The following is a 25,698-nucleotide window of genomic DNA, read 5'->3' as shown; positions in this document are numbered from 1 at the left end:
GAGGATATGACTTATCACGCCCGCTATGCCAACAAAGCTCAGTTACGTCAACGAGTGGAACACTTTCAGCAGGAGATTAATGCGCAATTCTTAGCTCTGGCGGACTGCCTATGGGTGAAAAAGCACCTTGATCCAGAAGAAGAAAAACTACGGGTTTCAACTTAGACGAGGTTTATTAAACCTAGACTGCGCAACGTCTATTGGATTTCTCTAAGTCCACAGATTTACTTAAATTAAACTTATAAAACTGACAACAATATATAGCTTTCACAAAGTTTGAGTAGCTACTCTAGTAAATCCCCTTTTGAGTGTGGGAGGTTACACGAGTGTTCTAGTAAATCCACAGTGTTACATTAACCAACTCTAGGGATACGCCCTAAGTTTTTTTTACTGAGGCTACTCACTGATTGCTGAGCGGGGTAAGTCATCTAGATTTGATTCAGTATTAATAAGGCACAGCTTCTTACAAGTAGACCGTCGCGGCTGACTGCGCAAGTCAACTTTCCCTTGCATTGGAGCAGTTAAGAGAAACACCCTTTGGAGATAGAGCTAAATGATAACAGTTGCGAATACGAGACCGACGGTTAGTTCAATAGTGCAATCACCTGATTTCCCAAAACAACATTTCATTGTTTTGGGGGGTGGACTTGCAGGGCTAACAGCCGCACAAGCGTTGCTGAAGAAAGGATGCACAGTCACCTTAATCGAAAAAGGCTCACAGGTAGGCGGGCTTGCACGTACCTTTGAGAAAGAAGGGTTCCGATTTGATATTGGTGGTCATCGCTTTCATAGCAATAACCTAACCGTTGTGAATTGGCTGAAAGACTTGCTCAAGTCGGATTTGCTGACCGTTCCTCGTACTAGCCATATCTATCTCAATGGCCAGTTTGTCGACTACCCGATTCAAATCGCCAAGGCAATCTCAACGTTCTCACCTCTTAAAGCTGCTCACATGGCAGTGAGTTATCTTGCATCAAAAGTGACTGAACGTCAGCGTCCAGAAGTTTCCTTTGAAGACTGGGTCATTAAACGTTACGGCAAAGCGCTCTATAAAGTCTTCTTTGAACCGTACACAGAAAAAGTCTGGGGCATTCCTTGTAATGAGTTATCCGCTGCATGGGCTGCCCAGAGAATTAGCATTCCCAGTTTTCGCAAAATGGTGCAACAGGCGATCGCTCCTGCTAAAGAAACACCAGCAACCGCGATTTCTGAGTTTTACTACCCCCGTGCTGGCTTCGGTATGATTCCTCAAGCCTTAGAGCGCGAGATTCTCGACCTGGGCGGCACAATCTATACCAATACTTCAGTGCTGACTTGCACTCCCACCAGCGACGGCTTTGAGGTAGCCATTCAACATCAGGATGGCTCTCATCAAACACTGAGAGCCGATCAGGTTGTGTCTACGATTCCACTCGATGCCTTACTGGAATCAATTCCCGACGAATGGGGCAGCCAGGAAATCTCGCAGCAGTACGACCTGGAGTATCGAGACATTATCTGCTTATTTGTCGCGCTCAAAAAGCCTCAAGTCAGCCGAGATAGCTGGACGTACTTTCCGCTCAAGAATCTATTGTTTGGGCGCACTCATGAGCCAAAGAATTGGTCAAGCGAAATGGTGCCCGATGGTTCTTACACCTCGTTGGCGATCGAGATTTTTGCGAGCCGCGGTGAATCGGTTTGGCAAATGACCGATGACGAGATTCTGAACCAAGTTGTGGAGCAGATGGATCAAATTGGTTGGACTAACAAGGCGGACGTTCACAGAAGCTGGGTTTTGCGCGTTCCATACGCCTATCCGGTCTACCGCATTGGCTATCAGGAAAAACTGCAAGCAGTCAAGAACTATTTCAGTCAGTGGCCTAACTTACATCTAGTTGGTCGAACCGGCTCATTCCACTACATGAATAGTGATGGAGTTGTGGAAGATGTATTCCGGTTTATCGAAAAAACGTTTCCAGAGACGGCAGTTGAGGTGCAGCCTTTAACCAGTGCGACCGGACGATGGATGTAGGAGAACTCAATGAACCCACGATCGCTATCTACTGACCCTTCTTTTCCACTTCTCTCGATTGTTATTCCTGTTTATAACGGTGGCCAGGCGTTTGTAGATTGCCTAAACGCCATTAACCAATCAGAATTTCGGGATTGGGAACTGATTGTGGTGGATGACGGTTCCACCGACAGCTCCGCGATCGTCGCCCAACAATTTGGTGCAAATCTCCTCCACACGAATGGTCGCTTGGGGCCAGGAGCAGCCCGCAACTTGGGTGCTGCGATCGCCCAAGGAGAATTCCTTTGCTTCGTTGACGCGGACTGTGAAGTGCACTCAGATACCTTAGCCCAATTGGCCCAGGTATTACAGAGCCAATCGCACATCAGCGCCGTATTTGGCTCCTACGACGACGCCCCCAAAGCAAAGAACTTCGTCGCTCAGTTCAAAAATTTGATGCATCACTACGTGCACCAAACAGGCTATGAAGAAGCAACCACCTTCTGGGCGGGTTGTGGAGCCGTGCGGCGATCGCTCTTCCTGAAGCTGGGTGGCTTTGATGTGCGGCGCTATCCTCGCCCCAGCATTGAAGATATTCACCTTGGCTATCGCATTCAGCAAGCGGGTGGCAAAATCCAGCTGGCGAAACAGGTGCAGGTCAAACATCACAAAGCCTGGCGGTTAGGCAGCCTGATTAAGGTTGATATTTTCGATCGTGGCATTCCCTGGACTCAACTGTTGCTGGAGTACCCCAACGGATTCGTAAATGATTTGAATCTTAAGGGGTCTAACCGGATGAGTGTAGTAGCCGTTTATAGTTTGCTGGTGTTGTTACCGCTGACTGTTTACGTTCCGCACATGGGTTGGTTGATGGGGCTGTTGGCAGCAATCTTACTCTGGCTCAACCGCGATGTCTACCAGTTTTTTCAGCAGAAACGTGGCCTCGTTTTTGCCAGCAGAGCCGTTTTCATGCATTGGCTGTACTACTTCTACAGTGGAATTGCCTTTGGTTTGGGAACCATCATGCACTCGCAAAAGCAGTGGCAGCCCGTGGGTATGAGACGCTTCCGTTTCCGGCGAACCTTGAAGCGCTTGGTAGGGGTCAGTGATGCCTAATGACACTTCGCTGGTATCGGTGATTATTCCGGCTTACAATGCTGCTGCTTCAATTGCGCGAACGTTGCGATCAGTTCTGACCCAGACCTATCGCAATCTGGAAGTGTTGGTTGTAGATGACGGTTCTACCGATCAAACACCAGAAATCGTTGCTATGGTTGCTCAAGAGGACGATCGAGTCAAATTATTGCATCAGGCAAATGCAGGAGTTGCCGCCGCTCGTAATTTGGCGATCGCTCAGGCACTAGGTGAGTTTATTGCATCGATCGATGCGGATGACATCTGGTATCCCGAAAACATTGAACGGCAAGTTCAGTGCATGATGCAGGGAGGTAACTCTGTAGGGTTGGTGTATTCCTGGTCTGTAGACATTGACGAATCCGATGCCCTTCTGGGCAGTTTCCGGGCAGCAGAAATTCAGGGTAATGTTTTCTCTACGTTGGTCTGTCACAACTTTTTGGGCAATGCTAGTGCTTCCATCATGCGACGCAGTTGTCTGGAGCAGGTAGGCGGATATGACCCGACGTTGCGATCGCAAAATGCTCAAGGTTGCGAAGACTGGGATTTATATCTGCGAATTGCAGCACGTTATGAATTTCGTGTAGTGCCAGAGTTTTTGGTGGGATATCGCAAACGGGCAATCAGCATGTCCTGTGATTACACTCAAATGGCTCGATCGCACGCGCTGGTTATGCAAAACGTGCGCCAGCAGCGACCCGAGTTTCCATCCTACTTATTTCGCTTGTCTAGCAGCAATCTTTATGGCTACTTTGCCTACCAAAGCCATCGCTGCCAAGACTACCGCACCACCTTGTACTGGTTAAAGCAGGTTATCCAAGCAGATCCGGTCACACCTTGGATACGCATTGGATTTTATCGTCTACTAATTCAGAGTTTGCTGGGATTGAGATCGTCTCAGCCGCAAGCAATTGCGCAGATTCATCGAGCACCTGTTTCCCTAGCGACTATTTATCAACGCAAGGGTGCAATTGCCCTCAAACTGTTCGTTGGCAATGTGTTTCATCACATAATCTCTCAGCTTGCCCAGGCTCCGCAACCGTTGTCTGCCTATTCACCCTGCTCCGAGTCTTAAAGCGACTGTTCCACGACCGCATGACTCCATGAATCCTAATCACGCATCTAATTAGAGGACATTAGCAAATGCTTTATCCAATTAAAGTTGTTGATATTGAACTTAGCCGTCCAATTCCAACCATTGAGGGATTAAATGGATATATGGGATTGAAGGGCTTAGTGCGCTTGCATGGAGTTCCTCTTGGTTATGTCAATGCACCCATTACGTTAGGCCGCTGCACAACTGAAACACTGAGTAAGCTAATTTTAGAGCACCATAACTGGGCAATTATCTGTCAATTATTGAAGAATGGGTTGGCATCATCTCATCGACCCGAAGATTTGCGTTTAGAGGATTTAATAAATCTGCCACCTGCTGAATATGATGGTGAGTTACCCCTCGTGACAGTGGCAGTATGTACGCGTGACCGTCCTGAAGACATCAAGCTTTGTCTGGATGCAATTCTGAAACTTGACTACCCCAATCTAGATATCTTGGTCATTGACAATGCCCCAAAAACTGAGTCAACGAAAAACCTAATGTCTCAGTACCCCCAAGCGCGTTATATCCGAGAACCACGACCAGGGCTAGATTGGGCGCGTAACTGTGCGGCGTTAGAAGCCAAAGGTGAAATTGTCGCTTATACAGACGACGACGTAATAGTTGATAGAGACTGGGTGAAAAGACTTGCTCAGGTGTTTGCAGAAGACCCAGATGTAATGGCTGTGACTGGGTTAGTCGTTCCCTACGAACTTGAAACGAAAGCACAGGTTCTATTTGAAGAAAACGGTGGATTTGGACGCGGATTTGAGCGGATTTGGTACCAAGTTGAACCTGGACAAAAGCTTTCCTGGGAAATGTTGTGGAATGCTGGACGATATGGTACAGGCGCAAACATGGCATTCCGTCGACGCTTATTTGACAAAATTGGTTATTTTGATCCAGCTCTTGATGTAGGTACCGTCACCAATGGTGGTGGGGACATTGAGATGTTCTTTCGGGTTCTGCGAGAAGGTTATTGTCTGGTCTACGAACCAAGAGCCATGATCCGCCACCGTCACCGACGGGAGTATGAAAAGCTTAAAACCCAGCTCACTAATAACGGTAGTGCCTATTCTTACCTAGTTTGTCATTTCCTAAAATATCCCAACGCCCGCTTTGATTTGGTGAAGTGGGGATTGTGGTTAGTTCGTGAATGGCATTTTCGCAAATTTTTCAACTCTTTTATAGGGACTATTACTCTCCCACTTGATATTGTCTGTGGAGAAATTAAAGGTTCCTTGGTAGGGCTAACACGTTACCAACAAGCCTGCAAAATTGCAGCCCAAATTGAGCAAGAATATGGTCCATTACTACCCAAGGTGTCAGAAAAGACACCTATGCGTTCCTTAACTATGGATGAGCGCGATCGCATTGCCATTCGCGCAGTTGAACTAACGCAACCTCTGCCTAGTATTACTGATGTGACAGATTATTTGCGAACACGAGTTTTTCTAACCTGGCGGGGAGCAGCAATTGGTCAAGTTGACATCCAAAACCTCCGCCAGGTTATCAGTCAGTCCCGCCTGCGAGATGCCATTGTGCACACACTAGGTTTAACACTTCTTGACCCCTACAAGAAACTATCAGGAGATGTGCGCTGGTCGTTGGCAATCGATCAGCTCTATCAGGAGTACTCACCCCCGCGAGACGTTGTAACCCTCAGCACTAAACATCTGACTTTGCCACCAGAGGTGTCGGTCTCCGTTGTTGTTGCCACCTTCGATCGCCCCAACGACCTGCCCAAGTGTCTGCGTTATCTTCTGCAACAGGAAACCCTACGCAAAGTCGAAATCATTGTAGTGGACAATCATCCTGCATCTGGTGTCACACCGCCAATTGTGGCTCAGTTTACAGGGGTCAAGCTGGTTAATGAATCCCGTCAAGGACTAGCTTATGCACGCAATGCTGGCATTGCTGCAAGTACAGGAGATATCATCATCGCAACTGATGATGATGTGACACTACCATCAGACTGGCTCGAGAAACTGGTTGCGCCCTTTGTCCGATCTGATGTTATGGCTGTTACAGGAAACACTTTACCCATCGAGCTAGAAACAAAATCCCAATGGTTATTTGAAAACTATGGAGATGGAGGACTCAGCCGTGGATTTAATCGCTTTGAAGGTAACCGCGACTGGTTTCAGCGCTGGCCCCATGCAGTACCTGCCTGGCTACTAGGAGCAACCGCCAATGCAGCGTTCCGAGCAAGTATCTTCCAGCAACCTGAAATTGGTATGTTACATGAGCCCTTAGGCCCTGGAATGCCTTCAGGCGTGGGTGAAGATACCTACTGCTTCTACAAAGTTATTAAGTCAGGTCAAACCCTTGTTTATGAACCGACGGCATTAGCCTGGCACACGCATCGGCGCACCATGGATGCTCTGCGTCGACAAATTTATAACTATAGCAAGGGCATTGTCTCATTCCAACTTACCACTCTGCTGCGCGAGCGAGATTTTCGAGTGCTGACGATGCTAGCGATAGATATTCCCAAGTGGCATGTTGGTCGGATCCGGGATCGCCTAAAGGGATTAACAGATTATCCATTACCCCTCCAATGGCTTGAAATTCGAGGACATCTTGCAGGGCCTTGGTCCCTTTGGCGCTCCCATGTTCGCGTTCAAAACGAAGGGTATAGCAGTCCTTACATACCTGTTTCAGAACGTGTCTCACAAACTATGTCTAACACTGGACTTGCTTCAGAAATAACAATTGAGGATCAAGTGCTGGCTGGCAGTCCTGTGAGGTAACCCTTGCTGCACCATAACCAAATAACGCTGATTGAACTAGTTCCTTCGCTTTCAAGCCCGGAGTTTATCCCATGTCCATAAAGCTTATCGATATTGAGTTGAGCCACCCCCTCCAAACCATTGAGAACTTAACAGGATTTCAAAAACTCAAAGCTCTGGTAAGGTGGCACGGTGTTCCCTTTGGTTTTGTTCAACTTCCGGTTCACGATGGTCGTTGCTTGGCAACAACCATTGCCCACGAGATTCTGGAAAAGTACCGTTGGTCAATTTTGCATCAAGCGTTGCAGGTTCAGCTTAGTTATGATGTGGCTACAACTGAATTAAGCTTGTCAAAACTATTAAATTTGCAACTCCCGTCCTATTCAACATCTCTGCCATCGGTCACGGTAGCCATTTGCACACATGATCACCTGACGGATTTGCGTCGCTGTCTAGATGCTTTGAGCCACCTTAACTATCCAAATGTGGATTATATGGTGGTGGATTATGCGCCCAGTGATAACACAACAGCGGAACTCATCCGTACCAAATATCCGCACATTCACTATGTTCATGAATCCCATCCTAGTCTCAACTGGGCTCGAAATCGGGCGGCACTGGAAGCCAAAGGTGAAATTATTGCCTATGTTGATGACCGTAGTGTTGCTGACTCAGAATGGGTCAAGACCTTAGCGACTCGTTTTGCTGAAAGCCCTGAGGTTATGGTAGTGACCGGGCTGGTCGTCCCCGAAGCCTTAGATACTGACTCCCAGTACCGATTTGAAAACTATGGAGGCTTTGCTCTAGGCTGTGAACGCAAGTGGTTTCACACGGGGCAGGGGAAACCTCTGCCTAGAGATCTAGTGGCACATCCTTGGTGGATGGGCACAGACTTGAACATGGCTGTTAGACGAACAGTATTTGAACAAATTGGCTATTTTGATCCATCTCTGACGATGAATTCATCGTTAAATGGAGCGGGGGCATTGGATTTGTTCTGTCGAGTATTGAAGCATGGGCACGTGCTGGTTTATGAACCTGCGGCGATCGTACGACATCAGGTTGTAACAGATAATGCCAGCCTTCAAGCGCATTACCGCCGTGTTGGTAGCAGGACAGTGTATCTTTTGCATAATGCAATGCTTTATAGGGACGAGCGTAAAACCGCTTTGAGCATCGGACTTTGGTGGACACGAACTCGAATCGTGGGTCAATTTGCTGCGGCGGTATTGGGACGTAGCTGGTTGTCTCGTGATTTGGCCTTTGCAGAGGTGTCCGGCAGTATTGCCAGCATATTGGGTTATGGTTCGGCACGGAAAGCTGCTGCGAAGATTGAGCAGGAAATAACCAATCCTGCCCCCCATCTTCAGTCTTCCTATGTGAGGATGCAGGAGGAACAGGGAGATCGCCAACATCGCACTGCTGTACGTACGGTGGAGTTAACCCTTCCCGTTGAGGCCCTTACAGATACCGTAGACTATGACAGAACGAGGGTGATTGTAACCTGGCAAGGAGCAGGAATTGGTCAGATTTATGTGTGGAATCATCAACAAATCATTAGTGCACCAAGACTTAGGGATGCCATTATTAGTGAGTTGGGATATCGACTCTTTGATCCCGATCAGAAGCTGGGTGAAGCTGACTACTGGGCAAGGCTTCAACTTCCACTGGCTCAACGATTTATGCCTGAGCGGTCTAAGTTACTGCTAGATACTGCTGTCTTACGTCCAACCATCATTGACCAGGCGATCTCTGCATCCATCGTGATTTGTACCTGTGATCGCCCTGATGACTTACGAAACTGCTTACGAGGTGTGACGAAGCAGGATACTGACTGTTCCTTTGAAATCATTGTGGTGGACAACCGCCCGCAATCTGATTTAACAGCATCCATCGTGGCAGAATTTCCTCAAGTGAAGCTTATGATCGAGTCACGCCCCGGTGCAGATTATGCACGTAACACAGGTATTGCTGCAAGCCGAGGTGAAATTGTGGTGATGTTAGATGATGACACCACGGTCCCTCCCGCTTGGCTAGAGAATCTGCTAACTCCATTTGACCGCCCTGAAGTGATGGCTGTAACAGGCAACATCCTTCCCGTCGAACTGGAGTCTGCCTCTCAGCGTCTATTTGAAAGCTATGGTGATGGAGGGCTAGGACGAGGTTTTGAGCGTTTTGAGGGTGGATCTGACTGGTTCTCTTCAAAAGAAGTGGTGCGAACTTGGCTACTGGGTGGAACCGCTAACATTGCCTGTCGTGCTTGTTTATTTGCAGATCCTCAGATCGGCTTGCTAGACGAAGCTCTTGGAGCTGGTATGCCATCAGGGAGCGGCGAAGATATTTACTTCTTTTACAAAATCTTGAAGGCTGGCTACACCATCGCTTATGAACCAACAGCATTCGTCTGGCATAAGCACCGCCAGGATATGCCTGCCCTACGCCGTCAACTCTATAACTATAGTAAAGGTCATGTCGCTTACCATCTCACGCTAATTCTGGAGGAGCAGGATTGGAGATCGCTCAAACATCTGCTGGTCACCCTGCCCCAATGGCATGCTGGACGGATTATTCATAAACTGAAAGGGCAAAGCCGCTATCCCATTTCTCTAGTCATCTTAGAAGTTTTAGGACATCTTGCTGGTGCTTGGTCTTTATGGGCATCGCATCGGCGAGTTCAGCAGTTGGGTTATAGCCAACCTTATATTCCCCTAACAGAACGTCTTTCCACAGTATCTTTTACTGAAGGAGCTTCTACTGAAATAGTTGCTAACGAAACGGTTGCTGAAACAAACACCATTGCCGTTTGACGCCAGAGGTTTGCAATGAAGGTGTTGTGCGCCTGACCTATGCCCCTCCCTTACTTAATGGAATACCATCATGCCTCTGTTTCCCGAAGCAACACGCCCCAGCTACAACCATTGGAAACTACCTCACATTATCGAGTTGTTGCAAACCCTGGTTGATCGTGACATGAAACTTATGTACAAACGATCAGCTTTAGGAGTGGTTTGGACCCTTGTCAATCCCCTCTTGCAACTGTTGGTTTTTGTCTTTGTTTTTCAGGTCATTATCAAAATTGATATTCCCCAGTATGCATCCTATATATTTGTTGGATTGTTGGCTTGGAATTGGTTTCAAAATTCCCTATTTCAGGCTACTGGAATCATTATCAATAGTCGTGCATTGATTCGACAGCCAAGTTTTCCGACAGCTATTTTGCCTGTTGTGATTGTTACTACAGGTTTAATTCATTTTATCCTGGCATTACCTGTCTTAATCGTTTTTCTGTTACTCGATGGGGTCAGATTAACGCCCCTGATTCTGATTCTGCCTATACTTCATGTGCTTCAATTTGCTTTAACAGTTACTTTTGCCTACTTTCTTGCAGCCCTCAATGTAACCTTTCGAGACACTCAGCATACTTTAGGAGTTTTGCTACAATTCTTGTTCTACTTAACCCCTGTCTTTTATGAACTGACAAGCATTCCCGGCCAATACTGGAAGGTTTATGGTCTGAACCCTGTCGTTCATATCATTACTTGCTATCGGCAAATTTTGATTTGGGGAGTTCAACCGGATTGGCTAGCCATGGCAATTATCGCAGGCATTACCTTGGTGTTGTTACCCATTGGATATCGACTTTTCAAGCATCAAAGCCTTCGGTTTGTAGAGGAGATTTAAATGCAAACTGCCATTCTTGTTGAAAATTTAGGAAAATGTTTTAGTCGGTATCATTCTCAAAAACCGCAAACCTTTATGGAAGCAGCATTATCAGGGCTGCGATGCATAAAAGCAGTGGATCAGTTCTGGGCTTTGCGGGGAGTTTCTTTTGAAGTTGCAGCTGGGGAAATGCTGGGAATTCTTGGGCACAATGGCGCTGGAAAGTCTACACTTTTACAACTATTGGGCAAAGTTGCCCATCCAACGGAAGGGCGTATCAAAATGCGAGGGCAGGTTGGTGCACTCCTTGATTTAGGAGCTGGATTCCATGGAGATTTAACCGGGCGCGAAAATGCATTCGTGGCAGCTATTGTAGCAGGGTTGCCACGACAGGAAGTTTCCCGTCGATTTGATAAAATTGTAGAATTTGCTGAATTGGAAAGATTCATTGATAATCCAGTCCGTACCTATAGCTCTGGAATGATGATGCGCCTTGCCTTCTCGGTTGCGGTGCATACCAATCCGCAAATTCTGTTGGTAGATGAGTTTTTGTCCGTAGGGGATTTGTCCTTCCAGACTAAGTGCCTAAACCGCATTGCGGAGATGAAAGAGCAGGGCTGCGCGATTGTGCTGGTATCCCACAGTGTTAGTCAGGTAGAGCGGTTGTGTGATCGTGCCCTCTGGCTTAAACATGGCACTGTTGAAGCCTACGGTGAACCGACTGTGGTAGCAGGACAGTACACGATGGAGATGCGATCGCAAAGCCAGCAACGCACCCCCCATCGTCCTCCCCAGGTGACTCGCATGGGCACTGAATTGCGGGTAAACGAAAATCGCTTTGGTTCTCAGGAAGTTGAAATTACCGATGTTCGGTTGCTGCCCAACGGCATCTTGATGAGCGGCGATGCCCTTTGTGTTGAAATTGATTGTTTTACTACACGACCTTTGGATACAGCTATCTTCTGTGTCAGCATTAGCCAGGAGGATGGAACGCTTTGCTTGGATGTGAATACAGCCAGTATGAATATTCCAATTCCTCAGCTTGAAGGTAAGCATACAATTCGGCTCCTATGCGATCGCATCGACCTAAGTAGCAGTCAGTATTTTGTCAACGTTGGAGTGTTTAAGGAAGATTGGTCGTATGCCTATGACTATCACTGGCATGTCTACCCATTAGTGGTTGAGTCTGATATTCCTTCTCAAGGCATCTTAAGTCCTCCTATGAAATGGGAAATGGCGGCTCAGGTTGTTGCATTGTAACCAAGCTCATTTCTACCCAGTGGCAAATGCACTAGAAGGGGAATCACTCCAATGACGGAACAAAGTGTCCAGGAACTTTATGATCAGGCATTTTTTGAAGCCCTGCGGGATGGTTCCCGACAGTCTGCTGCGGTGATTGTGCCGATGATTCTGGACTGGATTCAACCACAACAGGTAGTCGATGTTGGGTGTGGCGATGGCACTTGGCTGTCGATGTTTCGGGAACATGGAATTGAGGATGTTTTAGGGATCGATGGTAGCTATGTTGAGCCTGCAAACCTTCAGATTCCTGTCCATCAGTTTGTATCCTGGAACCTGTCTCAACCTGTGTTATTGGATCAAGCCTTTGATCTAGCCATGTCTCTGGAAGTTGCCGAGCATTTACCCGAAGAAAGCGCCTCTAGTTTTGTGAATTCTCTAGTTAGGCTCAGTGATGTAGTCTTATTTTCGGCGGCAATTCCCTATCAAGGCGGAACTCATCACATTAATGAACAATGGCCGGATTACTGGATTCAACGCTTTGAGGAACGGGGATACATTGCAATTGATGTTTTGCGGGAACGTATCTGGAACCATCCCCGAGTAGAACCCTGGTATGCCCAAAATAGCTTTATTTTTGTGCGACGAGATCGCCTGTTCCGCTACCCGAAGCTTCAAGAGCTAGCACTGCGATCGACTTGGTCAAACCAAAGCCTGGTGCATCCTCAAATTTACCTCAATCGCTGTGTAGAGCAATCCTCCGTCTCCGAAGCAGAATCAATTGCTTCTGAGAATAACCCCTCACAGTTGATCAAGATCCTAAATCTTACTTGTCTCCCGGTTGCTGAAATTCATAGTGGTGAAGGAATCACTCTAGAATTGGAGTATCAGCTTGAGTCTCCGGTAAAAGCGGCTATTTTCAATCTCAGTCTGAGCAACGCATCAGGCGATATTTATCTAGATACTCACGTTGCAATGGATATATTACCTGATGCTCAGAAAGGTCCACATCGTCTTCAATTGCAGATCGATCGCTTAGATCTAATTCAAGGCCATTATTTTATCAACCCCGGTATTTTTAGCCCCGACTGGCAACAAATTTACGATTTTCATTGGCACCGTTATCCTCTGACCATTTCCGCTGATGCACCTCAAACCGGGATGCTGAACCCTCCGATGCGCTGGCGCACTTTATGTAGTCACGCTGATCAACTCGCTGATGCCCAACGGCTTAAGCCTGTATGAACCGTTTACTAAAATTCGCATTCAGTCTAGTTTTGGGATGCTGGATTAGCATCGGCTTAAGTTCCACGGGTCAAGCATTTTCACCGAGCTTTAAAGCAGGAATCACAATCTACAACACAGTGACTGGAGTTAGCACCCGTTACATTGGGGCCTGCGAAGGTAACCTCAATTTCGATAGAGCAGACATCGCGGATTTGGGAATCAACACGTATCGGCTTTATGGCGGCATGTCCCGCTGGGAAAGAGAGGACGATGATGGAGCCTACGGACTCCCTACGATCGCTCAAATCAAGGCCAATCCTGATGTGATTCCTTGGGAACAGTGGGATGCAGTGATGACAAACCCCGTGGGCGGCTCGGATTATGCCTTTTCTGGTACACCGGCAGAGCTATGGCAGGGCAGTGCCAGAACCATTTTTGAAACGCTTAAGCAAAATCATATTCGTCCTGTACTGACCATTCGCAATAGCGATCCGGGCTGGGGCCCAAATTGGGCACTACAACTGAACCCACCGCGCACCAAGGACGACTGGAACGAGTGGTGGGAGCACGTATTTGCAACAGCATACTGGCTCAATGTACGGAATGATTATCACGTTGATGACTTTGAGATTCACAACGAACCAGATAATCGACAACAGGGATGGGGTGGAAATCAGGCTGATTACTTTGAGTTGGTGCGAGTAGCCGCTGATGCGATCACATATGTCTATCGCACTTACTTACCCGAACGTCAATTTCACATTCACGCACCCAAAACAATTGGTGGCAGCCAGTGGCCTGCTGATACGTTGAAGACCGTACCCGCTTATTTCGACACGATTAACGTACACAATTATGACCGCGACATTTCATTATACGTGCGCCGAGTCAGGACTTGGATGCGAGGCACGGTTCATGCGCGATCGCCGTTGTGGCTGGGAGAATGGGGCACTTACACAGGTGGGTATAACAGCCTGAACTTCTCCCTCAATCTGATCAAAAATATGATTCGGGCCTCACAACCAGGAGATACCTATGTTTATGGCAGTCATATTTTTTCGCTCTACGGCTGGGGACGCAACTCTGATTTTGAAGGTCTAATCGATGCAGATGGTCGTCGTCGTTTAAGCTACTACGCCTTTCGCATGGCAACTAGAGCGCTTCAGGGCGGCAGAACAGTTCTCCTCAGTACTCCTACTAGCTCAGATACGCTCACCATCACAACGAGAGATGAGACTGGTAACGTCTATGTCTTGTTAGTCAATGACCAAAACTCACCCCATCAAATTACCATTGATGTCTCTCAACTCAATCTGTCACCTGAGTACACCCTATGGGAATTTAGCAAATCTGCCCATGATGTAGTAGTCGCTCATCCTCAATTGAACGAAGGGAAGGCATCTTTTAGCAGTTCTGCCCAGTCTGCGTATCTGCTGCAACTCACTTCAAACACATAGCTTAGCTGTCAGTTAGCCACAACGTTTCTTCTCCCGTGTTGTAGCAAATGAGTCAGCTTGACAGCCCTGCAATTAGCCACATTAAATTCAGTGGCACAATTTAATATAAAGTGAAAAATAGATAGTGTGAACGATCTGCTGTACTTGGATAGTATTCTGCGTTGATTCAAGTTGACATACTTAGTCCTTACATTCATCCATGGCTTATTTCTTAATCAGTTGGAATAGTCTCTTAATTACTGTTGCGGTAATTGGCCTTTATAACTTGAAACTTTTTAAGCCGAGTTCTCTGCAACCGCTTCAGCAAATTATTCTTGCTCTCTGGTTAGGGCTAGTTCTTCAGTGTCTTGCCTGTTTGACAATTGGGTTATTTATCCCGGTAGGTCCAATCTTAGTTGTGCTGTTAGGCATTGGGCTGACGGCATTAATAGGATTAATTATTACTGACTCTAGAAAACAAACTTCATCGTCTGCCAGTGCTGTTGTTAGCGTGGTGAAAACTATTGGGCTGCCGCTTCTCTTATGTGAACTTGCTTGGTCTATTGTGCTCTCAAAACCTATCGGTTGGTTTGATACAGGGCTGTACCATCTAGGCGCTATTAAATGGCTTGCTCATTATGGGTTCGTGCCTGGGTTAGCTCTAGTTAATGAGAAATTCGGCTTTATTTCCTCTTGGTTTGCTTTTTCAGCGCCTCTCATTCCTAATTTTTTAGGAAATCATATTGGAGCTGTCAGTAATGGATTTTTGCTAGTTCTGAGTAGCTGTACTTGTTTGCTGATTTACGCCTACAGAAGACAGGGAAAAGGCCTTTCATTTGAAGAAACATTTCTGGCAATTTTTTTAACTAGCTTAATCGTCTTCTATTTAGCTTCATGGATGGCTAACGAGCCAGCACTGTTATCGTTTTCTAACGATTTGCCAGTCAACTTTATGACAGGTATTTTTGCCTGGTCCTTATTGATTTGTTCTAAACAAGAACAAGTACCCAACGATCGCGCCTTTAGCCTTGACCTGACAATTCTGCCATTGGTTTTGTCACTGAGTATTCTGAGTTTGAAACTGACAGGCTTATTTCTCGTCCCCATTGCCTTTTTATTTTATGTCTCTAGGAATTGGCACTGGCGACGATGGCTGATTGGCTCTGGCATGAGTCTTTTGTTGATTTTGCCGTTAGCTAGCGCTCAATTGATAACCTCTGGTTGTTTTCTATACCCTGCTCAGGCCTTTTGTGTAGAACTGCCTTGGCGAGTTCCATCTCAGCTTATTGCTTCAGAGTTAAAGCCGATTGTGGCGGGTGGATTCTTCTCCTTCTTAACGGAATCTCTGATCCAGAATCCGAAAGTCATGGCCGGAGCTTTACTCATTACGATCGTCTTCGGTCTACTCATTTGGCGGGTATTTCAGAAAGCGGATAAACCACGCGGAGAGATGTGGATTTTCGCGACGGCCATTCTGGGTAGTTTATATATTTTCTTAGTGAATAAATACGTGATCTTTCGATTTGGTGGCGGTGTTTTGCTGCTGATACCCACCTATTTCATCGCTACTTTTTTATATGAGCATTGGTTAAATCGTCCTGCAAAATCGCGGTCTCTTCTACTATTCGCTAGAGTTAACGATAGAGGCCGAGAGAAGCTGGATATTCCTCAGTCTCATTTTGATGCCTCAGGTTGCCAAAGCCAATTAGATGAGAAGTCACACCCGCACTCTAGCGGGTTCTCTACTGACCGATTTGATCGATCACTGACGCTTATTCTGCTAGGCTTTCTAGCCACGCTGATAGCTATTAACCTTGATGTCGTTGTCAGCAATGGGCTGGTACCACCAACCTTGCTACAGCCTAGTTTAATTGCTGCTAAAACGAACGATGTAATCTATGCCTACCCGGCTGATTGGACGGTTAAATGTTGGAATGCTGGCTTGCCTTGCGCCCCCACTCCTCGACAAAATCTTCGCTTTCGCAATGCCACCGTAGGGTTAAGAGGAGGATTTGAATTGAGTTCCGCAAGGCTACCTAACTTGTAGCATTGCCGAGCAGCTAGCTTCACACCAATTCTGGAGCATATCTATACGATCGCCTAGTCAAGACGGCTATCAAAGTGAGAGGATGTCTGAGAGGCACAGATATAGCGTAGGAGCAACAAGAAGCTCTCACCCCGTAGGCTGCCAGAAGAAAGAATGACCGACAGGGGTATGAGAGCAATGAAATTGTCTTATTTAACAGATCCAAGTGATGAACAATGGGAACGCCTACGGCCGTTGCTACCTTGTGCTAAACCAGCCGGACGACCTTGCAGCGTGGACACCAGAGCCATCGTTAATTTCATTTTTTACATCATTGCTGCGGGCTATGCCTGGCGAATGCTACCGAAGGACGTGCTCAAGTGGAAGACGGTCTATCACTACTTTCGAGCGTGGTGATTAGACGGTACCTGGGAGAGAGTTTATACCCACCTGGTGCAATGGAAACGGGTGATGGAAGGGCATCAAGCAGCATCAAGTGCCGACAGTTGAGATTCTCAGTCGGTTGAAAGTGCAACTCCTGCGGCACTTGAAATTGGATTTGATGGGGGTAGGAAAATCAAAGGGCGCAAGCGCCACCTGTGCTAGATAATGAGAGTCCTGGATAAGAAAAGGTGGGGCAGGTATGCTGAAATTGCCAAATCAATCAGCCTTCCCCGCTCTACGTTCAGCTTAGAAGAACTTTTCTGCACCGTCGATGACTTTTGTCAGACTTTTAAGCCGTAGGGGGGTGAACTTTGGTATTTCCCCCGATTCGCCTGACTTGAATAAGGTCGAGCACTGGTAGTTTGTGCTCAAAAATTGGATGCGGCAACGGTGGGATGAGTTTGATAACTTTCGCAATTGTGTTGATGCCGCCTTTAAGCAACGTCCTGAGGTGTGTTCGTAGGGTCATATCAGCTTTATCGACTCCACTAGCCTCAAGATCTGTCACAATCGCCACATCAAACAATATCAAGTCTTTGCTAACTGCGGCAAGACCTTAGTCGAATACCTTCGGTGGGGCGAAGCCCTATGGTTCTTCGGGTTCAAGTTACATATATATGGTCGTGAAAGATTACGAGATTATGCCAGCCACCTCAGAAACCTTCATCTATGTGGCGATGATTCGCTTGATGCTTAGGCGGCTAGCATAATCTCTCACTTTTCAAACATCCTCTTAGAGGATATTTGAAAAGTAGCAACACGCCCTCGGTTGTGTTGATTATTGTATGAAGTTGGGTTGACTAAGCGAAACCGTGATGTCAACCCCAACTTTACTGAGCAACGCTCTCTGGGACAAACTGCTTGAGCTTTTAGGTTACCAACCCAACATTTATATTGGCAATGAAGCAGAGTCTGCTGATGGATAGCACGATTTTCCGCGCCCATGCTTGTGCTGCTAGAGCAAAAGGGGGCAGCAACGCGAAGCGCTAGGGCGGAGCCGAGGGGGCCTTAGCACCAAACTCCATGCGCTGGTGGATGGAATAGGAACACCGTTATCGTTTGTGCTCACAGGAGGCGAGGTCAACGACATCACCTAGGCCCTCACCTTGCTCAAAGACTGGCACGAGACGCACGTGATTGCCGACAAAGGCTACGATCCCAATGGGATGGTCGCCATGATTGAGCAACGTGGGGCAATTGCCGTGATTCCATCGCGCTCAAATCGCAAGCAACCCCGTGAACTGGATACTCACTTATACAAGGAGCGGCATTTAATCGAATGCTGGTTCAACAAGCTCAAGCACTTTCGCCGCGTCTTTTCTCGCTTTGAGAAGAAAGCGAAGAATTTTCTCAGCTTTGTTTATCTGGCTGCCTTGCTGATTGAACTTCGCTGAAATGTCAACAGAACCTAGGCTTTGACCTTACGAAACAGAGAAAAGGTCGAAGGCAATATTCTGCCAAACCCTATGCCCTTAAAGAATCAGATTTGACTCCCAGCTTGCGCGAGCAATTGGATAAATTCTATCGATTCTTGACTGCTCTCGAAATTCCTAAGCGGCAGGATTCACCTGTTCGAGAAAGTACTGCAAAACCCTATAGGTACCACATCCTCTGTTTCTTAGGATGGTTACACCATGTTGAAGATTGGCCATTTGATGAGCTAAAGATTGAACTGATTGCAGATCGTGAGTGGCTAGATGAATTCATCGCTTGGGGCATAAACGATCGAGGTAACAGTTATGGTTGGGCAATCTTATTTGGTGCAACTGCTCTCAACGTTGCGAAATGGCAGCATTACCGAAGATCTCAGACCACTAAATACAAGAACATTAAGGAGGTTGAAGTCATTCGATCGCTACTGAATGAACTCTCACAGAAGCATAGAAAAGAGCCTCGACGGACAACTTCAAAAGAGGCACTTGAAGAGAAGCTCATAACTTTAGAACAGTGTATTAAGGTTACCCGCTACTTAAGGCGGTGTTGTGCTCCTAGAAGAGGGTAGGTAACAGTAGATCTATTGCAGGGCCAAAACGTCTTGAAACAGCCATAATGCAGAACTGGCAGCGATATTTGCTGATCGCAATTCTGACTTATTGCCCTGTTCGGTCCACTTCTAACTCTCTGAGTTAGAAGTGGACCGAACTTTATTTAGGGAACCCGATGGCTATGTCATGAAACTTAAACCAACGTGAGTTCGGGATAAGGAATCGCTAGAAGCCCTGATTTTCTGCGGCTTGCCACCACGCTCTCGGTCAAGTTCTTGTCAATAAGTCTCACAGTTGCAAATACTTGCAGTAGCAGGTCTTATTGAGAAAGGGTGACTGGCTGGCTACTTAACTCAAGCTATTCATAGTAGGGGTTTTAGCCTTCGGCTTAACCCGAACTCACGTTAAACCAGAAGATCACAAGACAGGACGCAAAACAGGGAGGGAAAGAGAATTCCGTCTTCCCCCAATACTGACCGACGATTTAGATGAATGGTTGAATACTTGGCGACCAAAGGTGAAACTTAATCACAAGCGGGTTTTCCTCAGGCTCAATCTCCGCACGATTGAAAACTTTGGTGAACCCTACGAAGGATCTAGGTTGGGAGATGTCGTCGTTCGGACAATGTACACAGCCACAGGTCACCTATTTGGCGAACCCAAACGGACTTCTCCCCATGATTTCCGACGAATAGCAATCACATGGCAGCTTAAATATGGCAATCGTGAGCAGGACGAAGCTCTGGCTGAAATGATTGGGCATTCAGTTAGAGAGTCCGATCGCACTTACAGCCAGCTAACAAGCCGAGAAAAGACTGATAAAGCAGTCAACTGGTTGGAAACACAATACTCAACCTCGGTAAGCAGTGTTTGAAAAATCTTTCTCAAAACTGCTTACTTGAAAAACTAGCCTCCCCAATCATTGAGGAGGCTAGTCGCAGATTTAGGTCTTCCGTCCGTTTGCTGGGCTAGCTGCTAGATAAAGTTCAACTATTTGCTCGTGGGCTCGGGGATTCCCATGGTTTCGGAGCCAATCGACTAGAAGCTTTGCGTTATAGCGTAGGGCTTTGGAGTTAATTCGAACCCAGTAAATATCCTCAATTAACAGACCACTAAGCCTGTACTTTTTGAGAGTTTCAGGACTGGGCCCAGTTAGCTGTGCAGCACCCCACTTATCAACAAACTCAGCAGTTTGCTGAAAATCTAAATCGTACTTGCGCCGAATCGGCTTCGATCGCCTCTTTACTCTTGGTCTCGTGCCATTTTGAGTTGTCGCTGAAAATCTTGCGTCTTTAGCCTTTGCCCTAGCTGGCAAGTCGAAATTGCTCATGGAGCCTTTCCAAGTGAGTGGTGGATAGGCTTCCTCTTTTTACTCAGTTGTTAAACAGAGCTTACTCAAGGCTTTCTGCTTTATAAGGCGCAGGCTGACCTGACTTTAAAGTACCCAATAATAACTAAATCAAACATGCTCCTAAAAATGTTAAAACTCAGGCATGAAACATGGGCAGCAACTAGGGTAAAGAGCGTTTGTACTATAACTCTACCCCAATCCTACCCCAATTTCCGACCTAAGCTACCCCAAAAATACCTAATTTTTACCCCAATCCAATCAACATAGAACTTTAAAAGCCAGTATGCGAAAGCGCTAATGATCTTCGCTGTCGGTAGGACGATAACTTTTCCGTACCTAGAACCATAACTTTTCCGTCAAAAGCTTTGAAACCTCGATTGCCTCAGTAGGCGATCGCAACGCTTTTGATCCCTTTAGAAGCATAACTTTTCCGTAATCACAAATTGGAAGCATAACAATTCCGCCACTTTATCTTAATTTTTATTAAGATTTCAGTCGATTGCCATTGTTGATTATGCTTCTAGGCTGGATGTAACTGAAAGCGAATGAAATCTCGAATTTAGGAAATTCGGCTTGCAAGGCTTCCTAAAAGTTGAATGGTTCACAGCAACTGAACTCACAACTAACAAAATCTAAGACATGGCGTAGAGAACCTGCTGAATCTGGGCAACAGCTTCAGAGAGAATTACAGCAGCACCATTCATTTCTTCTTCTGTAGTAAACTTTCCTAGCCCAATTCGGAGTGCTCCATCTACGATAACCTCTGGCAAGCGAAGTGTCTGAAGAACATGAGAAGGTGATTCAACGCCAGATGAACATGCTGAACCTGTTGAGATCGCAAGACGATGGCGTACTCTCGCAACAACAGCGCTGTTAGGAATACCAGGAACAGAGATATGGAGATTACCAGCTAATCGATGGGTAGTGTCGCCATTCACCACTAATTCAGGAGTTCTTTCTAATAAGAGAGCCTGGAGCCTGTCTCGTTTAGTAGCTATTGCCCGCTCATCTTCCTCCATCTCCAGCGATCGTAAACGACAAGCCTCTCCCAACCCGACAATGCCAGGAATATTGAAGGTGCCCGATCGCATTCCCTGCTGATGACCACCGCCAAACAGCAAAGGTTCGAGATAGTGACCCTTGCGAACAACCAAGGCTCCAACTCCTTTGGGTCCGTAGAGCTTATGGGCGGAAAGAGCTAGATAAGTGATGCCCCACTCCTCAAATTGGATGGGAATTTTGCCCACTGCCTGAGAGCCATCGCAGAGGAAAGGAATACCACAGCGCTGAGCAATCTGTCCGATCTTTTGGATGGGATAGACATTGCCAATTTCATTGTTGGCAGCCATGACGCAGAGCAGGGACACCCCCTCCATACAGACTTGCTCTAGATGATTAAGGTCGAGTCTGCCTTTGGAATCGACTTGAATATAGATCAGTTCTGCCCAGCCTCGCTTTTCAAACGCTTGGCAGGTGTCAAGAACCGCTTTGTGTTCGAGCGGTAACAATGCGATTCGGTGAGGCTTTTCAGGGTTGGAGGGAAGACTACCTTGAATTGCCAGGTTGATGCTTTCAGTCGCGCCAGAAGTCCAAATGATTTCCCTAGGTGAGGCTCCAATCAAAGCAGCAACATTTTTAGCGGCTTGTTTAATTGCATCTTCAGCGCGATCTCCCCACTCATGATCTACGCTACTGGCATTGCCGAATTCTTCGATCATGTAGCGCAGCATTAAACTGGCAACTCGTGGATCTGTGGGTGTAGTCGCGTGATAGTCCAGGTAAATAGACTTTTGGGGAGAAACGTTTTCTTGCCTGCTCATGCCCAAAATTATAAGTCAGTAAAGATTTCGGGGCTTGATCACTGCTGTTTGATGATTTCTGCTACGGCAGTCATGTCTTCATCCGAAAGAAATGGGACTTGAGCATAAATGAGAGTAGATTGATTGGTGAGTCGAGCCGCTAAATGTCCTTTGCCTAAAAGGTGTTCCGCGCCTTTTTGTCCAAGTGAGATTTCTGAAGTGCCAATGCTTTCGACTCTGAGGATCAGGCGATTGCCTAAATTATCCCTAAGCTGTACTGGAAGAACGTTTGCATCAGGACGCTGTGCTGCAAAGATAAGATAAATTCCTGCTGCTCTTGCCTTCACACCTAAGCGCTGCACGGCAGAGGAGACAGCAGCTTTATATTCATCGATTAGCATCCATTCAGCAAACTCATCATGTACTAGCCACAATACTGGGAGCCTGTCCTGCTCAGGCACCTTACAGTTGTAGTCCTGCAAAGATTTTGCTTTGTGAGGCAGAAACTTCCGGTATCGGTTATCCATCTCCTCAACGAGAAACTCCAAAACCTCAATCGCACGCTCTTGCTCAATAATGATGCCTTCTTTGAGATGGGGTAGGTCACTGATGTTGGCGTAATCAACGCCCATTTTGGGATCGATTAAATAGATGCTTGCCAGCTTGGGAGAGTTAGTAGCACAAATATCAAGAAGGAGGTTTTGCAGTAGAACGGACTTTCCGCTGCCCGTGGCACCAGCGATCAGCGTGTGAGGAGCGTGCTGTTCCAAGTTCTCAAAACTACTGCTTAGATTGAGGTAGAGCAGTTCGCCATCGATTTCCTTAACGCCAATCACAAAACTGAGGTTGATGCCAGAAGGCGATCGATTGATTTTTCGTTTTGCCCACACTTCGCGTAGAGAAATCGTTTGGCGCTGGGGACGGGCAACGGTGACAACGATTTCACCAGGTTGACCATAAACGCTAATAACGTTCAGAGAGTGAGTGGTCAGGAGTTGCGATCGCTTCTTCTCGATATCATCCAACTTCAGGTTGTCTGAGCCTTTGAAGCGGACGATTGCTGCATTCGGAGTCAGGCGTTTACCCTCAATTTTGGCTTGCAGGTTATATCCCATTAGAGCCGTCCGCGGTTTGGCCTAACTTCTTCTAACAGACTACTGGTATAGACTTCAGCAATATGAACCGACTGCACCTCTGGCAAAAGTTCTTGCTGAATTAGATGCACCACGGGTAGTTCTACGGGTACGGCTGCCATCATGCAGGCTAGCCGTTGGGCCAGCAGAGAGGCCGTCGCCATAAAAAGTTCTACCCGTTCCTTAGCAGATTGCGGTTGGATAACAGCCATCGCTTGATCGCGTTCTGGATCGCTGACCCAGGACAAGTCAAACAAGCGTGCTGGCGATCGCTGCCGCCCGGCCGCCGCAACCACTAGCGCCCACTGCTTCAACGCCTCTGCAGTCAGAGTGACGAGCGGCACTGTTAACGTATCCGCAGGCGCAATTTCGGTACGAGCAGGCAATTCTCTGATTTGCAGCTTTGAATTTGGTGCACCTGGCATCAAGGAGCCCACCTGTACCGCAAACCCGACATCCAGTTCGCTTTGGCTCCACAATCGTTCGGGCAGCAGTTGCACGATCGCGGCTGGCCCATGCTGGCTCCAAAGGGTCAACCAGTCATGGATTTGCCCCTGCTGCCACAGGCGAGAACGACAATCACTCAAGAACAACACTAATCGCCGTCCAGAGGCATCGACCAGTTCTTTAGGACTCCGTAATGGCTGGTCTTGCTCTATACCTGTGCCCTGCTGTCGCTTGGCTACTAACTGCGGTTGCCCCGTAGCCGCCTCTTTGACAGTCCAGGTGCGTACATTGCGGAAAGCTCCCTGTCCTTCCAGTAACTGTTGAAATTCATCCAGGGTTTCCTGCCAAATAAAGCTAAACTTGGAAGCCTCAATCACCAGCTCCAGGTCAAACCAGCGCTCAGGTGAAGGCTTAAGAATGGGTAACCAGATGCCTCGTTCAGCAATGCGATTCACAGTGGCGCTTTCATCTAGCTCCGATCGCGTCAACGACGGCACCTTCCGCAGCAAAGGACGCAGCGATCGACTAATCTCACGAGGATGAGCCAGAGCTGGAGCCGCTTGGACTTGGATGGGTAAGCCCAATTCTGGAGTTTCCATCGATCCATTGTCAGACTTCGCCGCCGGGGGCATATAAGCAGAGACCATGGGTGAGGGCGCGACTACAACGGTGTTATCATCAATCACCTCAATCGCGATCGCATCATCTGATTCGCTGACCGCTTTGATAGCGGCTGGCTCGCTGACCTTATAGGCACTGCCAATCTTAGACGCTAACCAGAGCGCATCTGCAATGTCTTCGTCGTTCAGTAAAGGTTGCACCTCACTAAAAGACTCAATCTCCTGATCGCTCAGCAGCAACTCTGATTCCTGCAGGATGGTGATCAGGCGACTAATCATTGGGCTGGAGACTTAGGTGAACGATCTTTGGATTTAACCTCTAGGGGGCGATCCAACGGTGCTAACAGATAATCCAGCAAGCTCTCTTTTTCGTCACCCACCCAGTCGCGCTGGCGGACAATCATGAATAGGGCATTTAGCAGTTGATCGGTCGAAAGCTGCTCCCGGCTCTTATCGCGACTTTTCAGAAAACGGTCAATTAAATCGCTCACTTGGCTTTCTGACAGATTGCAATGTTCGAGATGGGCTTGAATGATGCGTTCTAATTGGACGCGATCGGGGTCGCGCATATTCAGACGCAAGCACCGGCGCAAGAAAGCCGGGGGGAAATCGCGTTCCCCGTTGCTAGTAAGGATCACTAGGGGAAACTCTTGACAGGTAATTCGTCCTCCCTTAATTGTGACCTTCTTCTCAGCGTAAGTATGTTCGGTCTCATCCGTATAGTCCGTGCGAACCTTAACCGTGATGGAGACTGATTTCTGCTCCGGGTCGTCACTCTCTTTTTCTAGTCGCCCCAGCTCCGGAATTTCAAACCGACCTTCTTCAAAAATCGTCAGCAGATCGTTGGGCAGGTCAATATCACTTTTGTCGATTTCATCAATAATCAGCACGCGGGGACGCGATGACTCCAATAGGGCCGTTCCCAGCGGCCCCAGAGTAATGTAATCCGCGATTTTTTGCGGGTCTTCGGTATAGTCCCCTCTCGTTTCCGATTGCTTGACCTCTTGTAAACGACCAATAGCATCGTAGGTATAAAGCCCATCTTTAAGGGTGGTGCGGGTCGTAATTGGCCAGTAGAGCACCTCCCCCAGCTTTAGCTCATGAGCCACGGCATACGCCAGTGACGACTTACCCGTACCCGGTTTGCCCGTAATCAGCAGTGGCCGCCGCAAGTACAGTGCCGCATTGACCATAGCAACCTCTTCTGACTGCGACTGAAAGGTTTCACCCCGACGTTTACGGCGACTAACACCAGGGTTTGGGTCTTTGCCAAAGGGTCGCCAGGGTGGGGCATCGGGCAAGGTGCCGATCGCGTCATGGGGTGCTCGGTTATCCCCCTGAAACAGCTTCCAGTCTTCGGGTAGGTTACTCATGCGGCT

At 47.4% G+C, this 25,698-nt stretch carries 18 protein-coding genes and 2 pseudogenes; 16 read left to right on the top strand and 4 right to left on the bottom strand.

From position 1 onward, the window contains the following. Positions 1–6: 6 nt before the first annotated feature. The 16 genes and pseudogenes from H6F76_RS16485 to H6F76_RS16410 all read left to right on the top strand — a co-directional run bounded on the left by H6F76_RS16485 (position 7) and on the right by H6F76_RS16410 (position 19,843). Positions 7–165, top strand: coding sequence for a hypothetical protein (locus tag H6F76_RS16485; protein WP_190509861.1), 159 nt, complete (start codon positions 7–9; stop codon positions 163–165). 388 nt (positions 166–553) lie between these two features. Beyond that, complete coding sequence (locus tag H6F76_RS16480) at positions 554–2,011, top strand: FAD-dependent oxidoreductase (protein WP_190509859.1); 1,458 nt, start codon at positions 554–556, stop codon at positions 2,009–2,011. Between the two features lie 9 nt (positions 2,012–2,020). Continuing rightward, entirely contained in the window at positions 2,021–3,106 is a 1,086-nt protein-coding gene (locus tag H6F76_RS16475) for a glycosyltransferase family 2 protein (protein WP_190509857.1), read from the top strand. Further along, the gene (locus H6F76_RS16470) at positions 3,099–4,199 is read left to right on the top strand and encodes a glycosyltransferase family A protein (protein WP_190509855.1); all 1,101 of its coding nucleotides are present in this window, start codon (positions 3,099–3,101) and stop codon (positions 4,197–4,199) included. The genes H6F76_RS16475 and H6F76_RS16470 overlap by 8 nt, the downstream gene beginning before the upstream one ends. Before the next feature lie 68 nt (positions 4,200–4,267). Continuing rightward, entirely contained in the window at positions 4,268–6,973 is a 2,706-nt protein-coding gene (locus H6F76_RS16465) for a glycosyltransferase (protein WP_190509853.1), read from the top strand. A 71-nt stretch (positions 6,974–7,044) separates the two neighbouring features. After that, on the top strand, positions 7,045–9,759 hold the full coding sequence (locus H6F76_RS16460; RefSeq protein WP_190509851.1) for a glycosyltransferase: 2,715 nt from the start codon (positions 7,045–7,047) through the stop codon (positions 9,757–9,759). Between the two features lie 70 nt (positions 9,760–9,829). Beyond that, entirely contained in the window at positions 9,830–10,633 is an 804-nt protein-coding gene (locus H6F76_RS16455; protein ID WP_190509849.1) for an ABC transporter permease, read from the top strand. Then, a complete protein-coding gene (locus H6F76_RS16450) occupies positions 10,634–11,872 on the top strand; it encodes an ABC transporter ATP-binding protein (RefSeq protein WP_190509847.1) in 1,239 nt (412 codons plus the stop codon). 51 nt (positions 11,873–11,923) lie between these two features. Then, positions 11,924–13,096 (top strand): Wzt carbohydrate-binding domain-containing protein, encoded by a 1,173-nt coding sequence (locus H6F76_RS16445; protein ID WP_190509844.1) that lies wholly within the window; start codon positions 11,924–11,926, stop codon positions 13,094–13,096. 119 nt (positions 13,097–13,215) lie between these two features. Then, positions 13,216–14,535, top strand: a complete 1,320-nt coding sequence (locus H6F76_RS16440; protein ID WP_190509842.1) for a hypothetical protein — start codon at positions 13,216–13,218, stop codon at positions 14,533–14,535. Between the two features lie 199 nt (positions 14,536–14,734). Beyond that, on the top strand, positions 14,735–16,561 hold the full coding sequence (locus tag H6F76_RS16435) for a hypothetical protein (protein WP_190509841.1): 1,827 nt from the start codon (positions 14,735–14,737) through the stop codon (positions 16,559–16,561). A gap of 723 nt (positions 16,562–17,284) precedes the next feature. After that, positions 17,285–17,447, top strand: a pseudogene (locus H6F76_RS16425) (transposase); the annotation flags it as partial. A gap of 6 nt (positions 17,448–17,453) precedes the next feature. Further along, complete coding sequence (locus tag H6F76_RS16420; RefSeq protein ID WP_190510068.1) at positions 17,454–17,681, top strand: transposase; 228 nt, start codon at positions 17,454–17,456, stop codon at positions 17,679–17,681. Positions 17,682–18,090: 409 nt separating this feature from the next. Then, entirely contained in the window at positions 18,091–18,378 is a 288-nt protein-coding gene (locus H6F76_RS16415; RefSeq protein ID WP_190509837.1) for a transposase, read from the top strand. A 345-nt stretch (positions 18,379–18,723) separates the two neighbouring features. Next, the gene (locus H6F76_RS31075; protein WP_277881237.1) at positions 18,724–18,846 is read left to right on the top strand and encodes a hypothetical protein; all 123 of its coding nucleotides are present in this window, start codon (positions 18,724–18,726) and stop codon (positions 18,844–18,846) included. Positions 18,847–19,486: 640 nt separating this feature from the next. Continuing rightward, entirely contained in the window at positions 19,487–19,843 is a 357-nt protein-coding gene (locus H6F76_RS16410) for a hypothetical protein (protein WP_190509835.1), read from the top strand. A gap of 1,109 nt (positions 19,844–20,952) precedes the next feature. Here H6F76_RS16410 and H6F76_RS16405 read toward each other — a convergent pair. From H6F76_RS16405 to H6F76_RS16390, 4 genes and pseudogenes are all read right to left on the bottom strand, one after another. Beyond that, positions 20,953–22,140, bottom strand: coding sequence for a cysteine desulfurase family protein (locus H6F76_RS16405; RefSeq protein WP_190509833.1), 1,188 nt, complete (start codon positions 22,138–22,140; stop codon positions 20,953–20,955). Positions 22,141–22,178: 38 nt separating this feature from the next. After that, positions 22,179–23,246 (bottom strand): annotated as a pseudogene (locus tag H6F76_RS16400) (FtsK/SpoIIIE domain-containing protein); the annotation flags it as partial. Further along, on the bottom strand, positions 23,234–24,598 hold the full coding sequence (locus H6F76_RS16395) for an SAV_2336 N-terminal domain-related protein (protein ID WP_190509829.1): 1,365 nt from the start codon (positions 24,596–24,598) through the stop codon (positions 23,234–23,236). The pseudogene H6F76_RS16400 and the gene H6F76_RS16395, both read right to left, overlap by 13 nt. Next, positions 24,595–25,692 (bottom strand): MoxR family ATPase, encoded by a 1,098-nt coding sequence (locus tag H6F76_RS16390; protein ID WP_190509827.1) that lies wholly within the window; start codon positions 25,690–25,692, stop codon positions 24,595–24,597. The genes H6F76_RS16395 and H6F76_RS16390 overlap by 4 nt, the downstream gene beginning before the upstream one ends. Positions 25,693–25,698: the final 6 nt, after the last annotated feature.

This window comes from Leptolyngbya sp. FACHB-321 (assembly GCF_014695975.1).
Classification (GTDB): Bacteria; Cyanobacteriota; Cyanobacteriia; order Leptolyngbyales; family Leptolyngbyaceae; genus Stenomitos.
Note: the sequence above shows the minus strand (reverse complement) of the source record. Positions and strands in the feature narration are given on the sequence as shown.